The organism is Pseudoalteromonas piratica (genome assembly GCF_000788395.1).
Lineage (GTDB): Bacteria > Pseudomonadota > Gammaproteobacteria > Enterobacterales > Alteromonadaceae > Pseudoalteromonas > Pseudoalteromonas piratica.
In genome coordinates, this window is sequence record NZ_CP009889.1 from 914,262 (window position 1) to 934,727 (window position 20,466).

Consider the following 20,466-nt stretch of genomic DNA (forward strand, 5'->3'; position numbering starts at 1 on the left):
GCCAATCACATGGATTGGCTTTGCAAGTACGTTAGGATTCTGTTAGCTAACTTTCTTTAATGTTGCTTGCTCTGGTTTTAATAAATTCATATCAAAATCAAATTCATCAACACGAATTGCTAATTCACGTTTTACATTGTAATCAACAAGCTTTTTATATTCGTCCGCGTTGATAATGTTTGCAATAAGTGCATTATCAAGGGTTTCAGCAAAACGTACGCCCGCTTTAATTTCCTTTTTACGCAACGACTTTTTAATTTTCGACAGCATTTCTAGACATTCAAGTTTCGCCAGGTAAGCCTGTTGGTTTATATCATGACCATCACCGTTTGAAGCATGTACTAAGTGCGTTAATTGCTTCTTAAAGCTTGTATTCAACTGACACTGGTGTGCTAGTTCACGCACTAAGTCATCATCGATACGCATTGATTTCTCAGAGTATGTTACTGTAATTAGACGCATAAACTTACGCGTTGCACCTGAAGGGAAATTCGCTAAGAAATCAGAAATCGCTTTTTCAGCTTGTGCAATTGCCCAACGAGTTGCGTAATGGAAGTATGGTGCAGCTTGAGCTCTGTCTTCATTCGATACTTTCTGTTCGTAGTAACGGATTGAAGCCATCGCTGCGTATAAATAGCTCATTACGTCGCCTAAACGAGCAGAAAGTAGTTCCGCCTGCTTAAGTTTGCCACCTAATACTAACAATGAGAAGTCAGCATACACAGCAAGCTTTGCAGATAATTTATTAACTGCTTTTTCATACTGACGTACTTCTGCAAGTTGTGATTTGGCACCCGCAGTGAAAGGTAATAAGCCTTTGGTAAATGCACTTAAGCTGTTACCAACACTGTAACCAATTGTTTTCGATAGTAGTCCACGGAAAGTAGCATCTGCATTTTTGTCAGTACTATGTATCGATTCAACCATGCTTTGAAGGTGTGGGTGACAACGCATTACACCCTGACCAAAAATCATTAGGTTACGTGTTAAGATATTTGCACCTTCCACCGTTATAGCAACAGGTTGACCTAGGTAACCCTGCGCTAATGTGTTTTGTGGACCACACTGAATCGCCTTACCCGCTTGGATATCCATTGCTGAATTAAGTACGTCACGGCCAAGTTCTGTCATGTGGTACTTGGCAATAGCTGTTACTACTGATGGTTTCAAGCCAAGACCTAAGCCTTCAGTTGTTAAAACACGCATCGCTTCTTGAAGGTAAGTCTTACCTGCGATATCTGCCAGTTTTTCTTGGATGCCTTCAAATAAACCAATGCTCAGGCCAAATTGCTCACGTACAGCTGCATATTCAGAGGCTGACTTAAGTGCAACATGTGCTGTTGAACAGCCTAAAGCTGGTAGTGAAATACCACGACCTGCACCAAGACAGCTCACTAGCATCTGCCAACCACGACCAATATTTTTCTGACCGCCAATGATGAATTCCATTGGTACAAACACGTTTTGACCACGGGTAGTACCATTGTAGAATTTTATGCCCATTGGGTTGTGGCGATTACCAAGTTCAACACCTGGGTGATCTTTTGGAATTAGTGCACATGTGATACCTAAATCTTCTGTATCACCAAGCAAGCCATTTGGATCTTTCACTTTCACAGCAAGACCAAGCACAGTTGCAATTGGCGCAAGTGTGATGTAACGCTTGTCCCAAGTTAATTCTAAACCTAGTACTTGCTTGCCTTGGTATTCACCCATGGTCACAATCCCTTGGTCAGGAATACCACCCGCATCAGAACCCGCTTCAGGGCTCGTAAGCGCAAAACATGGAATATCTTGACCGATAGCAAGTTTTGGTAGGTATTGTTGGCGCTGTTCTTCGGTTCCGTAGTGCATTAATAACTCACCTGGACCAAGTGAGTTTGGTACCATAACGGTAACCGCTACAGCTGTGCTTTTCGTTGCAATTGTCGCCACGATAGTTGAATTAGCATAAGGACTGAATTCTAGTCCGCCATATTGTTTTGGAATAATAAGCGAGAAGAAGCGATTAGACTTCAAAAACTCTAAAATATTGTCAGGTAGATGGTTTGAGCTTTGGATCTCAGTTTCGTCTACCATATCAAGAAGCTGAGCAACTGGACCATCCAAAAATGCTTGCTCATCTTGACTTAATTTAGCTTCAGGTACTGCACGAAGTGCATCAAAGTCAGGTTTACCCTGATAAATTGAACCTTCCAACCATACATCGCCAGCATCAAGTGCTTCTTGCTCTGTAATTGAAATGCTTGGTAATACTTTTTTTAAACTTGTTCTTAAACTCATGGCTACTCATCCGACCAGATAACTTTTCATACATTACGTCATAAAATTTCCTTTAGATCAATTACTCTACCCAAAAAAATTAATATTTTTATTACATATTGAACTTATCTAGTTGATATATTTAGATTTTAAATTATATACACTTGTACGCTGAAAGTGTGATTTGAACCGAGATTGAGTGTTATTTAAGCCTACTAAAAGTGAGTTATACTGTGTTTAATGAATTATTGATTGATGTTTCGCATTAAAAAAGGGCCTTTTCGGCCCCTTTTTATGGTGATTCGTGTTTCATTTGAGATTGAATATAGTTAGGAAGTCCAATCAAATTGATTAAATTTAAATGTTGCTCCAACCAATAGATATGATCCATTTCTGTATCGTCAAGTAACGTTTCTAATATTTCTCGCGTTACGTAATCTTTTTCATCTTCACAAACAGAGATAATTTCGATCAAACTTTTTTGCACAACGTGTTCTGCAGCTAAATCATTTTCTAGCATTTCCTTAACATTACTCCCAACATTAATAGGCTGGCGGGATGCAGTATCAGGTGTTCCTTCAAGGAATAAAATTCGTTCTATCAACTTATTCGCATGCTCTAACTCTTCTTCGTATTCATGAGATAGCTGATGATGAAGTTTTTCAATACCCATATCTTCATAGATTTTGCTATGTGCAAGATATTGATCCATCGACGTTAACTCAAGCGTGAGCTGTCTATTAAGTAGATCAATAATTTTCTGATTACCTTTCATGACCTAATCCTCAATTTGGCTTTGTAGATAATTTTCAATGCCAATATTACCAATTAGCGACAACTGCGTTTCTAACCAATCAATATACTCTTCTTCATATTCAAGTATTTCTTCAAGCAATTCACGGCTAACGAAGTCTTGCTTTTCTTCGCACAAAGCAATTGATTGCTTTAAAAGTGGAACTTGATCCATTTGAATAGCAAGATCACATTCGAGCATTTCTTTTGAGTGCTCGCCAATACGCAGACGTTCTAGGTGTTGTAAATTAGGTAAGCCTTCGAGGAATAAAATACGCTCAATCAAATCATCTGCTTGCTTCATATCCTTTATGGATTTTTTGTAAGCTTTTTCATTGAGTTCTTCCAGCCCCCAGTTTTTAAACATACGTGCATGAAGAAAGAATTGGTTAATAGAGGTTAGCTCATGTGTGAGTACCTGATTTAACGCTGCCAGTACTTCTTTATTTCCTTTCATTACAATTACTCAATACTTTACTTGTGTAGATTAACTTTAGCTAATTTAAGGATATAAACAAGCACCTACAAAGACTGTTTTTATATTAAAAATTCAATAACCTAGACAAATTGTTTAAGCAAGTTTAAAGATAATTGAAAATCATTATTAATTGTTTTATGAACAAAAAAACACCAACCTGTACTAGACTGAAATTAAGTAGGTTGTTCGAGGGTGTTAGTAATGAAAAATTCATCGAAGCAATTACTTATCGTAACAATTACATTCATTACTTTTAGTGCATTAGTTCTAAATGTCATGATAAACGAATATTCTGGCTGGACAGAAAAATTAGCTTGTTATGACAAATGTAAAACATTGGGTTTTGAACAATGTGTCTTCAAAAGGGCCGTAAATAAAACACTGCCGAATAAATGCAATGCATTTCAAAATAGCGATGTAATTGTACTGGTATTAAATTAACTGCTCTTCGAGATCAGTGAATAAGTTTTCAAGTTCGGCCTTGTTATAAACAGAACTCGCTGCACAACTAAATGCTAATGACAAGCCAAGCAGTTTTTCTCTGTTCATAGAAATACCTTCTAGCTTTTGTTTTAACAAATGAGTTTCTTTATTATCGAAGCCTGGACATAAGCAAACAAATTGGCCTGCTTGCCAATAGGCAACTAATTGTTCGCCGGTTAAATGCTTTGAAATATGATACAAAATTTCAATCATTACATGTTCTAAAACAGTTTGGCCAAGTTTTGACCTTATTATCTCAAGGCCTTCAATGTCTACGAGCAACACACCTACTGGATACTCTTTCTTCGCATTAATTTGATTAAGAATTCGCTGAACAGCTCTTCGATTTGGTAGATTAGTCATTGGGTCAATCATAGAAAGCTCCTCTGCATAAAGCGAAAACGCTCGAGTATCTTGCCAACGACGATAAGAGAATATTGAAAACCCAACAGCAAGCACGCAAAGCGTAGGTATTATTTCAGCAATTCCATTTATACCTACTTCGTGACTGATGGTGTGTAACCAATCAATAACATTAAAAACCAAAAATAAAATGTAGCTAGCTGCAAATAACAATACTAATGAGACTAAATCCCAAAACATACGCTTGCGAATCTGCTGTTTGATTTGATCAATCATAACCGCTCTCTAACTAGTAATAATTAAAAGAGAAATACTATGGATATTACTGTCGCAGTTAACAATCTATTTAAGCGAACTTACTTTAGGTACCACAATAAGTCCGATAAGCTTTATCAAATCCGTGATTTGCTAACAAATGAGTACTTTCATCATCATGCAATGCTGCAAAGTATTGTTCAATATAGTTAGATGCTTGTAAGGGTTCTGCTACACATAAATCGAGTAATTTTTCGATTGTAACATTATAAAAATGTTGCTTGGGATTAACATGACACATCCTGTCGACTAAGTCTAGATTGATCTGTTTTTGCCAATAATTAAACCAGTCTGATGAGTTTATTTTCAAATTTTCATCTTTGCGAATAAAGCTATTTGTTAGGTCTGTGAAAGTCGCTCTATAATCAAGTCCCTCGTCCGACATAAATTTAAGCAATGATGTAATTATATCTTTTGATGTTTTATCCGCAGAATTTATTGCAAGTTTTTCTGACATCAATGCATGATAATGTTGTTCATATAAGACAGGGAATTTATTTAGGGCTTTCGTTAGAAGTGCTATTGCCTGCTCTTCTCTAACATCCACGAGAGGTATTAAGCTTTCAGCGAGACGTGCTAAATTCCAATGCATTATGCCAGGTTGGTTTTGGAAAGCGTATCGCCCTTGCCTATCAATCGAACTGAACACCTGTGTTGGTTGATATGCGCCCATAAATGCACAAGGCCCAAAATCGATTGCTTCACCTGATAAAAGAATATTATCGGTATTCATTACTCCATGTATAAAGCCGTGGGCCATCCAACTTGCTACCAATTTGCTTAGTTGTTCCGAAACTATTTCGAATAAAGCCAAGTAAGGGTTATTACTATTGTTTAATTCGGGATAAAGTTGATTAATTGTAAAATCAGCGAGTGACTTTAGAACATGTGTGTCTTGATGCATTGCAGCAAATTGAAAACTACCAATTCGGATGTGACTTTTGGCCACACGGCATACAAGGCCAACTTGTTCTGGTTCATTTCGCATAATGGATTCATTACCACAAAGCACATATAAACTGCGACATGTCGATATATTAAGAGTATTTAAATATTCACTAACAATATATTCTCTTAGCGCAGACTTTAACGTCGATTTACCATCACCCCCACGTGAATAACGCGTTTTACCACTCCCTTTTAGTTGAAGGTCAACATCATTCCCTTTCTTTGAAACAACTTGACCAAGCAAATGAGCCCGACCATCACCTAATTGCGGCACTAAATTACCAAACTGGTGCCCTGCATAGCCTAGTGCGAATGGTGTGCTAGTCTCTACTATTTTATTACCACTCAGAAAATTAACATCTCTATGCTCAAACTCTTTGGGTAAAATTAATTGTTTAGATAAATTATGGTTAAAAACGACAAGTTCAGGTTCAACGACTTGCTCTGGGCAAATTGATTGAAATAAGGCATCAGGTAGTTCACTATACTGTTGTTTGAACGACATATATTTCCAAAAATAATAAATTGTAAAATGGAAGCTCTCTGCAATGATTAAGCCGTTAATAGATACATTTTGCCAGCTACCATATCAAATTGACTACGCTCAAAACCAATTTAAAACAGCGCATTATCTGCATTTACGTTGTTTAAGTGCAGATCAGCATTACGATTTATGTCAAGTTTTACGTTATTTGCATACTGTTGGTTTAAAAAATAACAATAGTTTTAATCGCTATCGTAATGAAGTTGAAAAATTATTACTTTGGCTTTGGTATCAAAAGTCGCAAACTTTAACATATATTAATGAAGCTGTATTAAAAGAGTACATGGTGTTCATTCAGTGTCCACCAACTGAGTGGTGCTCTCAAAGCCGCGTTTCGCGATTTATCGACACGGATGATATTCGGACTTATAACCCGCTCTGGCGTCCATTTACTCAAAGTTCACACAGCTATGAATCACGTGCATCTGTGTTTACAGTATTAAACCATTTTTGTAATTATCTAATTGATAAAAAAATAATTAATACAAATCCTGTCAAATTATTACGAAAAACCGATCCTATTTTAACGAGTAAAATAAAACCTCAAACCAAGCCTGAAACGCCATCATCTAAAAAACTATTGGCCGCCTTTTCACAATGGCATGACGATATTCATCGTATGCGTGATTTAATGTTGTTTTACTTTGTGAGATACAAACACATCCAACTACAAGCATTTACATTGCAAAATGACGGTTTTATACCTCTCTATTGCCATCTCAACATTGCAGAAAAGGTTTTCTACTATTATCACCAAGGACAATTAAAACCAGTTCACCTGTGCCCGTTTGGTTACAAAATTGCGATGCAGTATGTAAATTTAAGAGGCAATATTCAAAACCATGTAGCCCCCTTGCTTCATAAAAAACGTGGTGATGGTGCTTATGAAGTAAGACAATTACGAAGAATGCTTAAATCAATAGAGAGTGAGCTAAACACTTATGCATAGTGAATATATCCTAATTATCGTTATTACTTCTTCTTTGATTATTTATTCATTATTTGCAAGACAATTTCATAATTTTAGAATATCTGGCCCCATGTTTATGTTGGCAAGTGGGTTGGTGTATTCGTATTATTCTTATGTTCCAGATCAACTCAATATTCAACTAGCGCCATTTAAGATTTTCATAGAGCTCACCTTAGCACTTATTTTATTCACTGATGCTGCTAAAACAAAACTAGCCGTATTAAAAACGAGTTATCACTATGCACTATTATTACTCCTGTTAGCACTTCCATTCACCTTTATATTTGGCACAGCGTTAGGCACCTGGTTATTTCCTGAGTTATCCATTATTTTTGTTGCATTATTGGCAATTATTTCAACCCCTACAGATGCGGCGCTTAGTAGCAGCTTTATAGATAATGACGCTATTCCTGAAAAAACACGTGAAGCAGTTAATGTAGAAAGTGGATTAAATGATGGCTTAGCTGTTCCAATTTTCCTATTACTTCTAACAACAGCGCTAAATCAACAAGAACCTAGTTTTTATGAAACGCTAGCCGTTACTATAAGAGAAATTGGTATCGCTATCGTAATTGCATTAATAGCCACACCCTTATTTTTTAAATTAGCCATTTATTCAGAAAGTCACCGTTTATACAATCTTGATAGTGAAGCCTTTATTTGTGTTGCAATAGCTGTGGTTATTTATCTCATAACACAATATTTCGGTGGCAGTGGTTTTTTTGCAGCATTTATCGCAGGCCTGTTGTTCGATATAAAATTTAAGAATGCATTTAAACCACAACGAGTTAATAACGCACATGCACTGGCTAATACCTGTGCATTAATTATTTGGTTTATCTTTGCTCATTTTGCATATTTTTATTTACACAGTGGTGTGTCTTTAAATGCCATATTGTTTGCTCTGCTGGCGCTGACAATAATGAGAATGATACCTGTCATTTTATCCTTTATGTTCACAAAGCTTGCGTTTAAACAACGTTTTTTGTTGGCTTGGTATGGCCCAAGAGGTTTAGCTTCCGTCGTTTTTACACTTATTTTGATACAAACCCTTAAAGATGTTCCTAAGGTTGTAATTGACAGTGCAATTTTAACAATAATTTTAAGTGTTATTTTTCATGGTATTAGCGCGAAATCAAATCAAAACAACTCTTAGGTTAAATTTTTGTTAACATTCATTTACAGGATCAATGTTAAAATAGTGTGAATTCAAGTTACACACTGTTACATTTTGGGTTCCTAAAGCGACAACAACCTGGGAACTATTATGACAAGTAAATCATTAAAAATTTGCTCTATCGCAGCAGTAGCACTTGCTGTTAATACAGCAATTGCAAGTGATTCAGAAGGCTTACTGAAAGCAAATTTAGCTGACAACCGTGCAGCAGTGAAATCGCCATTACCAAAACGTTACATTGTAAAATACAAAGAACAATCTTCATTCATGAACTTTGCTAACACTACTAGCATTGAATCAGTAACAAAAGATCGATTAACTCAAATGGGTGTTCGTAATGCGAAATTCAACCCAGCAATTAACGCGAACATTGCACAATTAAGCGACGCTCAATTAAAACAACTACAAAATGATCCAATGGTAGATTATGTTGAAGAAGATTTACCACGTCGCTTAATGGCTCAAACACAGCCATATGGTATTGCAATGGTGCAAGCTGACCAAGTAAATGATTCTGTAGCTTCAGCGGCTAACAATGGTAAAAAAATCTGTGTTATCGATTCTGGTTTAGACCTACCGCACGAAGACATGGGTACTAACGGTGGCACTGTTACTGGTACTAATAACAGTGGTACAGGTAACTGGTATCAAGAAGGTGGTCCACACGGTACTCACGTAGCAGGTACAATTGCAGCTATTGATAATGGTGTTGGTGTACGAGGTGTAATCGGTTCTGATCCTTCTTTACACATTATCAAAGTATTCAACGCAAGTGGTTGGGGCTACTCATCTGATCTTGTATCAGCAATGAATGAGTGTAAAAACGCAGGCAGTGATGTAATTAACATGAGCTTAGGTGGTTCAGGTTCGAGCACAAGTGAGCGTAATGGTATTCAAGCAATTGCAGATGCGGGTGTATTACTCATTGCAGCTGCAGGTAACGATGGTAACCCATCTAACACAACTGATATTGAAAGCTTCCCAGCATCTTACGACTCAGTAATGTCTGTTGCAGCTATTGATAGCAGTAAAGCACTGGCTGATTTCTCACAAAAGAACAGCCAAGTTGAAATTGCAGCTCCTGGTGTTGATGTTTACTCAACTTACCCAGAAGGCACAGGTCAAGTCGTTTCTTTATCTGTTGGCAGCAGCGCTTACAGCGTTAACGCAATGGAAAACACAGGTTCAGTAACAGCGCCTTTATATAATTTTGCAACAGGTGAATCTATTGATTCAGGTGCAAACGGTAAAGTGTGCCTAATTCAACGTGGTAACATTTCTTTCCACGATAAAGTTAAAAACTGTCAAGACAGTGGTGGTGTAGGTGCAGTAATTTATAACAATGCTGCGGGTAGCTTCGGTGGTACTTTAGGCGATACAAACCAAACGTCAATTCCTGCTGTGACTGCTACAGATGCTGATGGTGCAACTATGCTTTCGCAAACTGGTTTATCAACAACTATTGATATTGGCACTGGTAACTACGGCATGATGAGTGGTACTTCAATGGCATCTCCACACGTTGCTGGTGTTGCTGCTCTTGTGTGGAGTCACCACCCAAGCTGTACAGCTCAAGAAATCCGTACTGCGCTTAATACAACTGCAGAGGATCTTGGTGCTGCCGGCCGCGATGTCAAATTCGGTTACGGTTTAGTTCAAGCGAAAGACGCAATTGATCACTTACAAGCAAATGGTTGTTCTGGTGACGGTGGTACAACACCTCCAACGCCTGGTGATAATGTATTAATTAATGGTCAAACAGTTTCAGGTATTGCTGCAAATACAAATGAAGAAGTACTTTACACGTTTGAAGTACCAGCTGGTGCAACTGACGTAAAAGTTGTTATGAGCGGTGGTTCAGGTGATGCAGACCTTTACACGCAATTTAATGCACAACCAACTGACAGCAATTATGAATGTCGTCCATATGCAAATGGTAACAACGAAACATGTAACCTAACGCAATCTGGCGGTACTTACTATGTTCGTGTTAAAGCATACAGCAGCTTTGCTAATGTAAGCCTAACAGCATCTTATACCGAAGGTAATGATGGTGGTGGTAACGGTGAAATCACACCTATCGATGACACAGTAAATAATATTTCTGTTTCTCGTCGTAGCTGGCAGCGTTACACGCTTGATTTAGCAGCAGGTTATAGCGATTTAAATATCACTATGTCAGGTGGTTCAGGTGATGCTGATATGTATGTAACATTTGGCTCTCAATCAACTACAAGCAGCTATGATTGTCGCCCTTACGAGACAGGTAACAATGAAAACTGTTCGTTCAGTGCGCCTCAAGCTGGTACTTGGTATATCGATATCTATGGTTACCGTGCAGCAAGTGGTGTAACTTTAAATGTAAAAGCTAATCCATAAGCTTTTGAGTGAGGAAAGTGGTTAACCACTTTCCTCTTCTTTTTTAATAAACTTCTTTATACCCTTCTACCGCGATACATTGATTGCTACTACACATCGCTTGCGGTTTCACCAAATGTTGGCAAATTCCCATTGTACCTTCTAACGCATGTTTGCTTTTTTCAAGACGAATAATTTCTTGTGAAGATTTTTCTACCGCTTTTCGATCTGATGTTTTAGAAGATAAAACAGCATAACCACTAGCACCGCCACACGGGTTTGACCCCGTGGATATCACATAACATTGACTAGAATCATCACAGGATACATCAGTAAGCGCCTGAGATATTGATTGTTTAAGGGTATCCATGGTTTCGTTGTTAACATCTGGAATTGTAGTTTGTTTATTTTCAACAACCCCTTCTTTTACTTTTTCTGTTAAGTGTGTATTAGATTCAGGTTGAGTTTCTGGTTGTTGTTTTTGTTCCGTTTCGCCACACGCAGATAAAAACAATAGCGTTGCTAAACTGATTATTTTTTTCATAGCTAAATTCTCCATTTTTAAGCACGATGTTCTTTCAGGAAATCATGCCAATCTTCTAATAGACTGATAAAATCATCTAAGCCACATTCACACAAATCTGTTGCTGTATCAACACTTAACATCTCTTGGTCAAAACGATCAGACTCATACTCGCTAATTGCATGAAGATTAGTTTTTATTGCCACTTCCCCATTACAGATAGAAAGCACCATTTCTTTGCCATTGATCTGAAAATCATGATGATATGTTTGGCTTTGTTGCTTGATATTGGTTATTAACTGGCTTATGTCATTACTGGTTAATGGCGTTTCTTCAACTAGCCAACGAGCAATATTAGTATGCTCATCAGAGATTTGTAAGCGAAATCCATCAATAGGATCTCTAATAAATTGGTATTCCATGGGTTATTCACATTTACAAATAATGTGTGAATTGTACTGTGTAAACCTAATTACAGCGACCATTGAATTTATTTAGCACCAATTATGCTACCTAACCTTTTTGACATTACTTAACGCCACTGCTTCGATTACTAACCAGCATTAATCAGTATGATGTGTTCTTTTACATCAGAAATAGATAACAAGTAGTAAAACCAATAAACATAATGCCATGTGGTAACACTACATGGGGCCAAAATAAAGCAGTGTAAAATTGTTTTCTACCAAGAACATTGTATTCTTTTGACCAAGAGGTACAAATTTGCAAACAGTCTATTTCTTGTTGTGTACCATTTAAATAGTCTTCTATTTCTCTTATTCGCTTGTAATTTGCGTTTTGAAATGTCTTCCAATACGCTTCAATTAACCAAAATAATAATGCTGCCATAGCTGCGTATAGAAAAACGTTTATTGTCTTACTAAAAGCGCCTGAACTCAGTACTGCTATTGCTAGAGATACGCTCCATGCCTTAATGGTCAATGACTTCGCATCAAAACTCTCAACCAAGGTTTGCAAGTGAAAGTATTCCTTTTCTAATAAGTTTACTTTTTGTTGTTCCATTATTTACTCCCTAAAAACACGCATTATCTTGATAAGTATGGTGCCACTTGTCTACTAAATTATATGTTTCGTCTTGAATCAGCTGTTTAGATGACATATCTCAGTTATGGTGGTTTAAATACCCAATGGCCTGAGGCAAAGATGTTTAATTATTTAAAACCCTTAGTTTTATTATCTGCTTGCGTACTTTATGCTACCCCGAGTGTTGCTGAAACTTTTCAAGCAAAAGACATATTCGATCTAGAATATGCATCTTCCCCCACTATTTCACCCAATGGCGAACATATCGTGTTTGTGCGAAATAGTAATAATGTTATGCGTGATGCAACAGATAAAAGCTTGTGGTTAATAAACACCAAGTCGGGAGCGCTAACGCCATTATTTTCCGATAACAACCAATATTCTTCCCCTGTCTGGTCACCATCAGGGGATCGCATTGCATTTATCAGTAATTTATCTGGAAAATCACAAATACATGTTCATTACTTAAAGCAAAATCGCACAGCAATGGTCAGTCAACTACAATCTAGTATTTCAAATCTGACCTGGTCACCTGATGGAAACTGGCTTTCTTTTAGTAAAAAAGTCCATGAAAAGCCAAGCGTAATAGCAAAAATGCCAAAAGCACCTAAAGGTGCCAATTGGGCAAAACCCGCGATCGTTATCGATACCGCCTATTATCAGGCTGATGGAAAAGGTCTAATTAAACCTGGATATAATCAATTATTTATTCTGCCCTCTGAAGGTGGTACAGCACAACAAATTACATCAGGAAACTATCACCATAAAGGGAAGCTAACCTGGACAAAAGACAGTAAATCAATCGTATTTTCTGCTAATAGACTTACGGATTGGGAATATAAAACGTTAGAGGGCGATTTATTTAAAATTGATATAGCCACTAAAAAATTAACCCAATTAACTCAATCACCAGGTAGAGAGTTCAGTCCCCAATTTTCTGAAAATGGTGAAAAGCTGGTTTATTTACACAGTTCAAATGAGCTCAACCCTTACCGTAATAACAAATTACACATTATGGAATGGCAATCTAAGCAAACGAAAGCGATTAAACCTGACTTTGATCGTTCAGTTGTATCGCCAATGTGGATTGATAAAAACACACTCGCAATAAGCTATGATGATTTTGGCAAACGAAAGATTGCGTCTATTTCTACCAGCGGGAAGCTAAAAGACTTAACCGACAGTGTTTCTGGTACTACCTTAGGGCGACCTTATATTAGTGGAGAATTCTCTGCTAATTATCGAGGTGATATTGTATTTACCTATGGTAATGCCAATCAACCTGCTGATGTAGCAACTGTGTCTTTAAAAGGTAAAACGCGCCAATTTACATCGCTTAATCACGATTTACTCAATCACCGTACTCTGGGCAAGGTACATGAAATAAACTACACCTCTTCTTTTGATGGTGAAGCAATACAAGGCTGGTACATTACTCCGCCCAATTTTGACCCTAAGAAAAAATACCCTTTAATACTCGAAATTCACGGTGGTCCTCACCTAGCCTATGGCCCACATTTTTCTGCTGAATTACAACGTTACGCTGCACAAGGTTATGTTGTATTTTATGATAATCATCGCGGTAGCAGTTCCTATGGTGAGCGATTCGCCATGTTATTAAAGTATAAATATTCGTCAAAAGAAGACTTTGCCGACCATAATTCAGGAGTCGATGCAATGATTGAAAAAGGGTTTATTGATAAAGACCAACTGTTTATTGCAGGTGGCTCTGCTGGAGGCATCGCAACTGCATATGCAATTGGGCTTACTGATCGCTTCGCTGCAGCAGTTGTTGTAAAACCTGTGATAAATTGGCTTAGTAAAGTATTAACCGCTGACAGCGGTTTACGTCAAATACCCACTCAATTCCCGGGCATGCCTTGGGAACATGTCGAACATTATTGGCAACGTTCTCCCCTGTCGTTAGTTGGCAATGTTACTACACCAACCATGTTAATTACCGGCGAAAAAGACTTACGCACTCCAATGGCGGAAACAGAGCAATATTATCAAGCGCTAAAACTTAGAAAAGTTGATTCTGTGCTGATAAAAATTCCTGACGCGTATCATGGTATTGCAGGTAAACCGTCACGTATGATCAGTAAAATCGAACACACTTTGGCATGGTTCGATAAATACAATAACTAACCCATTTTCCCAACCATTTTAAGCCAGTTTCGACTGGCTTTTTTTATGCTTAAACACTTTAAAACAACTTTATACACAAAAATTGCATTATTTAGATTATTTACCCTTGATTTATAATGTTTATAGCTTCACCATGCGACAATCATCAACGAATATAAATAATCATGAATATAGACTACCAGTTACTCTCACCGCAGCTGCGCCGAACTCAGCCTCTTGAAAAAGATATTGAACTAGGATTTGGTCAGCTAAGAACGGATCATATCTTCTTAATGGATTTTCAAAATGGTGAATGGGTTCACCCGCGCATCGTGCCATATCAAAATTTACAACTAGCACCAGGGGCTATGGCACTGCATTATGGTCAGTCTATTTTTGAAGGTGCAAAAGCATTTTTGCACCAAGATAACGAGATTTATACATTTAGATTAGATAAAAACTGTGAACGTTTAAATCAATCTGCTGAAATCTTATCAATGCCTCAGCTTCCTGTTGAAATGCAATTAAACGCCATTAATGCATTGCTTGATGTTGAGCGCCTTTGGATTCCAACAACTCTTGGTGCATCCATGTACATTCGCCCGTTTATGTTTGCGACAGATGATAGTTTATCTGTCAGACCGAGTAGCTCCTATACCTTTGCAGTGATGCTAAGCCCAAGTGGTGCTTATTACGCAAAAGGGATGGATAAATCGTTAAAGTTATTGATAACACAAAAATATCACCGCGCGGTGAGTGGTGGAACTGGTGCTGCCAAAGCCGCTGGTAATTATGCCGCTTCACTGCGTGCACAACAGTATGCTAGCTCTGTTGGAGCTGATCAGGTGCTATATCTTGATGCCACCAATGCGTATCTTGAAGAAGTTGGCGCAATGAATCATTTTCACATCACCCGTACAGGTGAACTTGTAATACCTGAATTTACTGACACTATTTTAAAATCAATTACATCACAATCGATACTATCGTTGAGCAATGAACTGCAAACCGTGTGTGGTTTAACACCAGTTCAGCGAAAGATTTCAATTTCATCATTTTTAAATGATATTCAAAATGGTGACATTATCGAAGCCGGTGGGTTCGGTACTGCGGCTGTTACTGCATCCGTTGGTCACTATATTTTGGATAATGGTGAACATTACACAGTTGGTACAGGTGAAATTGGTAGTAAAACAAAGCTATTGAATCAATATTACAGCGATTTGCAACAAGGCCGACAAAACGCACCAGCTAATTGGCTAATGCCTGTTAAACGCATCAATTAGCCCCCCTTACTTTCAAAAATGAAGTTGCTTTTATGAGCAACTTCAAATTAATTCATAAAATTCATATTAATTTCAGTATTCTAGCTATAATTATTGGTTAATAAACTTTGCTGGTAAGGGTGTTTTTTACTACACTTATCATCAGTTTGTAATATTTTTGTCACATTCAGGGACGAATCATGAAATCAATAAAAGCTAAACTAATGACTGGTGTTATCTGTGGCTTACTTTCGATGCTTATTGGCGCAATAGTATCTGTTTTAATTTTGCGCGAATTAACCAAAGATTTTGATAATGTAATTCATCAAGAACTGGATGCACGAGAGCACGTTAATTTAGTTTTAGCTAACTTTAAAACTCAGGTGCAAGAATGGAAGAACATTCTTATTCGAGGTCATGATGCTGAACAATACGACAAGTATTTAAAACGTTTTACAGACCGAGAAAATGATGTACAGCAATATCTGCAACAATTGCAAACTCGTCGATACCTACCATCGAGTTTAATTTCACAAATAGCAACTCTTGAACAACAACACCAAAAATTAGGCAGACTTTATAGGGATGGGCTGATTGCCTTTCGCACATCAGACTTTAATACCCAAAAAGGCGATTTCGCCGTAAAAGGAATCGACCGCCCTGTAGTAAGTGCTTTAAATACATTGAGTGCTCAAATTAACGAAATAGCTAAAAATGAAACCCAACGATTATCTTCCAAAAAAGACAAATTGATCCGTAACACCTTTATTGGTTTAACAATCATTACCATTATCACCATCATATTGCTGACTCGTTTTATACAGTTATTAATTACTAGACCGATAAACAGAGCAGCTTCTATCGCAGGTGAAATAGCAAAAGGTAACTTAGATAATCAAATTAATGGTCATCAACGTGATGAAATCGGCTTGTTGTTAACTGCTCTTGATAGCATGCAAGCTAATTTAAATAACGCTAATAACAAGTTAAACGCACAAATAGCAGAACAACAGCGTTTAGCGAAAATAAATGGCCGAATTAAACAAGCACTCGATAATGTGGCTACCCCTGTATTACTTTGCGATGTTAACAATCAGGTAATTTACGCGAATCGACAGTGCTACCAACTATTTAATAACCACTCAAACAATATTAAATCTTCTCAGCCACAATTTGACGCTAATAACTTACTGAATTCATCTAGTAATGTTTTATTTGATAACCAACCAAATTACCAAACCTTGTTATTAGCACCTGAACAACAAATAGAGATTGAATTAAACTACCAAAATACGACATTTTCACTGATTGCAGGACCTGTATCTAATGACACTGGTGAAAAAATCGGCATTGTCTATGAGTTTGTTGATTTATCAGAACAACGACTTGCTGAGCAACAAGTTGATAGCATAATTACCGCAGCTGTATCAGGAGAGCTCGAGACACGAATTGATTGTGATAAGTTCAGTGGTTTTATGCTGACTTTAGGAAGTGGCATTAATCAAATGCTTGACGCCATAGTAAAACCAATCAATCAAACACAAAACTATTTAACATTAATTGCTAACGGCCAAGTACCGAAGCAAATCGAAGGAGATTACCAAGGAGACTTCCTAGTAATAAAGCAAAGTCTTGAAAAATCGTGTCACGCTATCAATCGGTTAATCATAGATACAAATGATATCGTTAAAAGTGCAAGCATGGGCGAGTTATCAAAACGTGCTGATGCAAATGCACATAATGGCGATTATCAAAAAATAATCAGTGGTATAAATGAAACACTTGATGCGATTGTCACACCAATAAATCAAACGTCACAGTATTTAAATCAAATTGCCAGCGGCAAAATTCCAAACCATATTAGTGATGATTACCAAGGCGACTTCCTACAAGTTAAAGAAAGTTTACAAACCAGCTGTCGTGCAATAGAGCGCTTAATAACTGATACCAATGTATTAGTAGAAGCTGCATCTAATGGACAACTTGACCAACGAGCTGATGGCGAGCATCACCAAGGAGATTTTGCCAAAATTATTATTGGTTTTAATGACACCTTAGATGCTATTACCCAGCCATTGCAAGAATGTAAAGAAGTAATGCAAGCGCTTGCCATCGGTGATTTATCAAAAACAGTTAATGGGCAATACAGTGGTGAGTTCGACGACTTAAAGCAAGCGGTTAACATTAGCGTTGATAACCTTTCTGCTCTTGTAAAACAAATAAGCTCAACAGCATCCCATATCACAGGTTCAGCTGATGAAATTAAACTGGGTATTAATGATTTAAGCAGTCGAACTGAATCGCAAGCTGCATCGATTGAAGAAACGACAGCGTCAATGAATGAAATCACCGAAACAGTGCGTCGAAACTCCGAAAATGCGCAGGTCGCTAATATGCTTGCCACAAATGCTGATGAGCAAGCGCAAGAAGGCGGTCGATTAGTTGGTGATACCGTTAATGCAATGAAAGAGATAAGCACGAGTTCTTCACAAATATCCAGCATCATTGAAGTTATCAATGAGATTGCATTTCAAACAAATTTATTGGCACTTAATGCTGCAGTAGAAGCAGCACGCGCGGGAGAAAAAGGTAAAGGCTTCGCTGTAGTCGCCGCTGAAGTGCGTTCACTCGCTCAACGCAGTGCAAATGCATCAAAAGACATTGCAAGTTTACTCAATGACAGCGCAGTTAAAGTAGACCATGGAATGAAGTTAGTGTCTCAATCTGGTGAAACACTCGCAGCTATTGTGTCTGGTATTAAAGAGCTGTCACAAAATATGGCTAAGATTGCCGATGCAAGTGCGGAGCAAGCAAGCGGGATCAATCAAATTAATACGGCAATTAAACAAATGGATTCCATTATTCAACAAAATAATGGATTAGTAGAGCGTGCTAATGCATCAAGTAATCATATGGCTGAGCAAGCAAACGAGCTTAAGTTCTTGATGGCTAAATTTTCACACTAATTACTCTGTTTCATTAAAAAGGGTCAGTGATTACTGACCCTATTTTGTTTACCCAATTCCCCCTTGCGTTAATTTAAGCGGATTGAGTAAGATTAATAACTCATCCCGTGAAAGGTCCGTTTCTTCAAGGGCAACATCCAGCACAGGACGTTTTTCTTTGTATGATTTTTTAGCGATTTCTGCAGCTTTTAAATAACCAATCACGGGATTCAATGCCGTCACTAATATTGGGTTTTTATCCAGTGATAAATTGATATGTGCTTCATTCACCTTAAACGTTGCAATTGCTTTGTCAGCTAAGTGGTAGCAAGTATTTGTTAATAAATGAATACTTTGCAGAATATTATGAGCAATCACGGGTAACATTACATTAAGTTCAAAGTTACCTGACTGCCCGGCTACTGTAATAGTTGCGTCATTACCTATCACTTGGGCACCTACCATTGCTGCCGCTTCTGGGATCACAGGGTTTACTTTACCCGGCATAATTGACGATCCAGGTTGTAAGGCTTGTAATTCTATTTCGGATAAACCTGAAAGTGGGCCAGAGTTCATCCAACGTAAATCATTCGATATCTTTATAATCGCAATTGCTAGCGTCTTTAGTTGTCCTGACAAAGCAACAATGGCATCTTGTGAACATATTGTAGAAAAAATTATCACTGCGAGTGAAACTAATGCCAACTGAACTGCTTAAATTAAGAGCGAACTTAGCTGCGAATTTAGGATCAGCATTAATTCCTGTTCCCACAGCTGTACCACCTTGAGCTAAGGGTTTTACACGCTCCAGAGCATTATTAATCCCACTAATAGCACATTCAATTTGGCTCTTCCAACTATCGAGCGTCTGAGCAAAAGTGATAGGCATTGCATCCATCAAGTGTGTGCGCCCTGTTTTACAAATATGCCCTATTTCTTGGTTTTTTTGGTTAAGGGTCTTTATTAAATGGTTTGCAGCAGGTAATAAATGGTAATAAACGCCTATACAGCTACTCACCTGAATTGTAGTAGGTATAACATCATTTGAACTCTGCCCCATATTAACGTGATCATTAGGATGAACAGGCACATTTAAACTGTTTGATGCCATAGTCGCAATCACTTCATTCATATTCATATTTGAACTGGTGCCCGAACCAGTTTGAAATACATCCACCGGAAATTGATCATCAAATTCTCCTGTCAGTATAGAGTCACAGGCCTTAACAATTGCATCACTAATATTACTAGGTAAATGACCCAATTCATTATTGGTAACTGCTGCAGAAGACTTAACATAAGCTAAAGCCTGGATAAACCAAGCAGGCATAGTGATACCACTGATCGCAAAATTATCAACTGCCCGTTGCGTTTGAGCTTGGTATAATGCATTTACAGGTACTTTTAGTTCACCCATACTGTCTTTTTCAATTCTAAAATCAGTCATATTCATTTCTCTGAACTTAAATATTCAAAACTTATGGTCCGCATCTCAGTCTCTAATTTGTAATAACGATTAAGTGTTCCATGGGTTGTTTTATAAAATCGTTTCAGTGCAAGCAAAGGTTTATGTAAAAAATCTAAACACATGCGTCTGATAAAGATGTTAATTAACGGGTCACTAATTGCATTGAGTAAATCGAAAAATACTCGCCTTAGAAAAAGCTCATGTAATATGATGTTCTGAGTTTGTTCATAACGTTTTACGATATCAAACCCACTTTCAACTAGATTTGTTAAAACATGATAGGCTTTAGCACCTGAACAGTGGTATAGCTTATTCAAATTTTGAGAATACTGAGTATGTAGATCACAAACATTTATTTCTATTAATGATAATTATTATCAATAATAGAAATTTAATACAACACC

At 37.5% G+C, this 20,466-nt stretch carries 15 protein-coding genes and 1 pseudogene; 7 read left to right on the forward strand and 9 right to left on the reverse strand.

Going from position 1 to position 20,466, the window contains the following annotated elements; translation table 11 throughout:
- Positions 1 to 42: 42 nt before the first annotated feature.
- The 3 genes from OM33_RS18875 to bfr (OM33_RS18885) form a co-directional block, all read right to left on the reverse strand.
- Positions 43 to 2,283: an acyl-CoA dehydrogenase gene (locus OM33_RS18875; RefSeq protein WP_040135930.1), complete on the reverse strand. Its 2,241-nt coding sequence runs from the start codon at positions 2,281 to 2,283 to the stop codon at positions 43 to 45.
- A 271-nt stretch (positions 2,284 to 2,554) separates the two neighbouring features.
- Complete coding sequence (bfr, locus tag OM33_RS18880) at positions 2,555 to 3,037, reverse strand: bacterioferritin (RefSeq protein ID WP_040135931.1); 483 nt, start codon at positions 3,035 to 3,037, stop codon at positions 2,555 to 2,557.
- 3 nt (positions 3,038 to 3,040) lie between these two features.
- Positions 3,041 to 3,511, reverse strand: coding sequence for a bacterioferritin (gene bfr / locus OM33_RS18885; protein ID WP_040135932.1), 471 nt, complete (start codon positions 3,509 to 3,511; stop codon positions 3,041 to 3,043).
- 222 nt (positions 3,512 to 3,733) lie between these two features.
- Here bfr (OM33_RS18885) and OM33_RS18890 point away from each other — a divergent pair, with 222 nt between their 5' ends.
- A complete protein-coding gene (locus tag OM33_RS18890; RefSeq protein WP_040135933.1) occupies positions 3,734 to 3,973 on the forward strand; it encodes a hypothetical protein in 240 nt (79 codons plus the stop codon).
- Here OM33_RS18890 and OM33_RS18895 read toward each other — a convergent pair.
- Positions 3,965 to 4,654: a diguanylate cyclase domain-containing protein gene (locus OM33_RS18895; RefSeq protein WP_040135934.1), complete on the reverse strand. Its 690-nt coding sequence runs from the start codon at positions 4,652 to 4,654 to the stop codon at positions 3,965 to 3,967. The genes OM33_RS18890 and OM33_RS18895 overlap by 9 nt on opposite strands.
- A gap of 85 nt (positions 4,655 to 4,739) precedes the next feature.
- Positions 4,740 to 6,146, reverse strand: coding sequence for a protein adenylyltransferase SelO family protein (locus OM33_RS18900; protein ID WP_040135935.1), 1,407 nt, complete (start codon positions 6,144 to 6,146; stop codon positions 4,740 to 4,742).
- A 43-nt stretch (positions 6,147 to 6,189) separates the two neighbouring features.
- Between OM33_RS18900 and OM33_RS18905 the strand changes: the two genes are divergently transcribed.
- From OM33_RS18905 to OM33_RS18915, 3 genes are all read left to right on the forward strand, one after another.
- On the forward strand, positions 6,190 to 7,134 hold the full coding sequence (locus tag OM33_RS18905; protein WP_040135936.1) for a hypothetical protein: 945 nt from the start codon (positions 6,190 to 6,192) through the stop codon (positions 7,132 to 7,134).
- On the forward strand, positions 7,127 to 8,311 hold the full coding sequence (locus tag OM33_RS18910) for a cation:proton antiporter domain-containing protein (RefSeq protein WP_040135937.1): 1,185 nt from the start codon (positions 7,127 to 7,129) through the stop codon (positions 8,309 to 8,311). The genes OM33_RS18905 and OM33_RS18910 overlap by 8 nt, the downstream gene beginning before the upstream one ends.
- Positions 8,312 to 8,422: 111 nt before the next feature.
- Positions 8,423 to 10,711 carry a S8 family serine peptidase gene (locus OM33_RS18915; protein WP_040135938.1) on the forward strand — a complete coding sequence of 763 codons (2,289 nt, stop codon included), beginning with the start codon at positions 8,423 to 8,425 and terminating at the stop codon, positions 10,709 to 10,711.
- Positions 10,712 to 10,754: 43 nt separating this feature from the next.
- Here the strand turns inward: OM33_RS18915 and OM33_RS22180 are convergent, their stop codons facing one another.
- The 3 genes from OM33_RS22180 to OM33_RS18930 all read right to left on the reverse strand — a co-directional run bounded on the left by OM33_RS22180 (position 10,755) and on the right by OM33_RS18930 (position 12,236).
- Positions 10,755 to 11,234: a hypothetical protein gene (locus OM33_RS22180; protein ID WP_199922551.1), complete on the reverse strand. Its 480-nt coding sequence runs from the start codon at positions 11,232 to 11,234 to the stop codon at positions 10,755 to 10,757.
- 17 nt (positions 11,235 to 11,251) lie between these two features.
- Positions 11,252 to 11,635, reverse strand: coding sequence for a YacL family protein (locus OM33_RS22185; RefSeq protein ID WP_052141184.1), 384 nt, complete (start codon positions 11,633 to 11,635; stop codon positions 11,252 to 11,254).
- Between the two features lie 163 nt (positions 11,636 to 11,798).
- Positions 11,799 to 12,236 (reverse strand): hypothetical protein, encoded by a 438-nt coding sequence (locus OM33_RS18930; protein ID WP_040135939.1) that lies wholly within the window; start codon positions 12,234 to 12,236, stop codon positions 11,799 to 11,801.
- 141 nt (positions 12,237 to 12,377) lie between these two features.
- On the opposite strand from OM33_RS18930, the gene OM33_RS18935 reads away from it, so the two are divergent.
- The 3 genes from OM33_RS18935 to OM33_RS18945 all read left to right on the forward strand — a co-directional run bounded on the left by OM33_RS18935 (position 12,378) and on the right by OM33_RS18945 (position 18,615).
- Complete coding sequence (locus OM33_RS18935) at positions 12,378 to 14,405, forward strand: S9 family peptidase (RefSeq protein WP_040136994.1); 2,028 nt, start codon at positions 12,378 to 12,380, stop codon at positions 14,403 to 14,405.
- Positions 14,406 to 14,569: 164 nt separating this feature from the next.
- Positions 14,570 to 15,670, forward strand: a complete 1,101-nt coding sequence (locus tag OM33_RS18940) for a branched-chain amino acid aminotransferase (protein ID WP_040135940.1) — start codon at positions 14,570 to 14,572, stop codon at positions 15,668 to 15,670.
- Positions 15,671 to 15,849: 179 nt separating this feature from the next.
- Complete coding sequence (locus tag OM33_RS18945; RefSeq protein WP_040135941.1) at positions 15,850 to 18,615, forward strand: methyl-accepting chemotaxis protein; 2,766 nt, start codon at positions 15,850 to 15,852, stop codon at positions 18,613 to 18,615.
- Between the two features lie 48 nt (positions 18,616 to 18,663).
- Here OM33_RS18945 and OM33_RS18950 read toward each other — a convergent pair.
- Positions 18,664 to 20,041: pseudogene (locus OM33_RS18950) on the reverse strand (class II fumarate hydratase).
- Positions 20,042 to 20,466: the final 425 nt, after the last annotated feature.

Excerpts from the sequence above, each read along its gene's own strand:
- OM33_RS18910 (WP_040135937.1), top strand. The coding sequence starts at position 7,127 with ATGCATAGTGAATATATCCTAATTATCGTTATTACTTCTTCTTTGATT.
- bfr (WP_040135932.1), bottom strand. The coding sequence starts at position 3,511 with ATGAAAGGAAATAAAGAAGTACTGGCAGCGTTAAATCAGGTACTCACA.
- OM33_RS22185 (WP_052141184.1), bottom strand. The coding sequence starts at position 11,635 with ATGGAATACCAATTTATTAGAGATCCTATTGATGGATTTCGCTTACAA.
- OM33_RS18895 (WP_040135934.1), bottom strand. The coding sequence starts at position 4,654 with ATGATTGATCAAATCAAACAGCAGATTCGCAAGCGTATGTTTTGGGAT.
- OM33_RS18900 (WP_040135935.1), bottom strand. The coding sequence starts at position 6,146 with ATGTCGTTCAAACAACAGTATAGTGAACTACCTGATGCCTTATTTCAA.
- OM33_RS18945 (WP_040135941.1), top strand. The coding sequence starts at position 15,850 with ATGAAATCAATAAAAGCTAAACTAATGACTGGTGTTATCTGTGGCTTA.
- OM33_RS18875 (WP_040135930.1), bottom strand. The coding sequence starts at position 2,283 with ATGAGTTTAAGAACAAGTTTAAAAAAAGTATTACCAAGCATTTCAATT.
- OM33_RS18940 (WP_040135940.1), top strand. The coding sequence starts at position 14,570 with ATGAATATAGACTACCAGTTACTCTCACCGCAGCTGCGCCGAACTCAG.
- bfr (WP_040135931.1), bottom strand. The coding sequence starts at position 3,037 with ATGAAAGGTAATCAGAAAATTATTGATCTACTTAATAGACAGCTCACG.
- OM33_RS18915 (WP_040135938.1), top strand. The coding sequence starts at position 8,423 with ATGACAAGTAAATCATTAAAAATTTGCTCTATCGCAGCAGTAGCACTT.
- OM33_RS18935 (WP_040136994.1), top strand. The coding sequence starts at position 12,378 with ATGTTTAATTATTTAAAACCCTTAGTTTTATTATCTGCTTGCGTACTT.
- OM33_RS18930 (WP_040135939.1), bottom strand. The coding sequence starts at position 12,236 with ATGGAACAACAAAAAGTAAACTTATTAGAAAAGGAATACTTTCACTTG.
- OM33_RS18890 (WP_040135933.1), top strand. The coding sequence starts at position 3,734 with ATGAAAAATTCATCGAAGCAATTACTTATCGTAACAATTACATTCATT.
- OM33_RS18905 (WP_040135936.1), top strand. The coding sequence starts at position 6,190 with ATGATTAAGCCGTTAATAGATACATTTTGCCAGCTACCATATCAAATT.
- OM33_RS22180 (WP_199922551.1), bottom strand. The coding sequence starts at position 11,234 with ATGAAAAAAATAATCAGTTTAGCAACGCTATTGTTTTTATCTGCGTGT.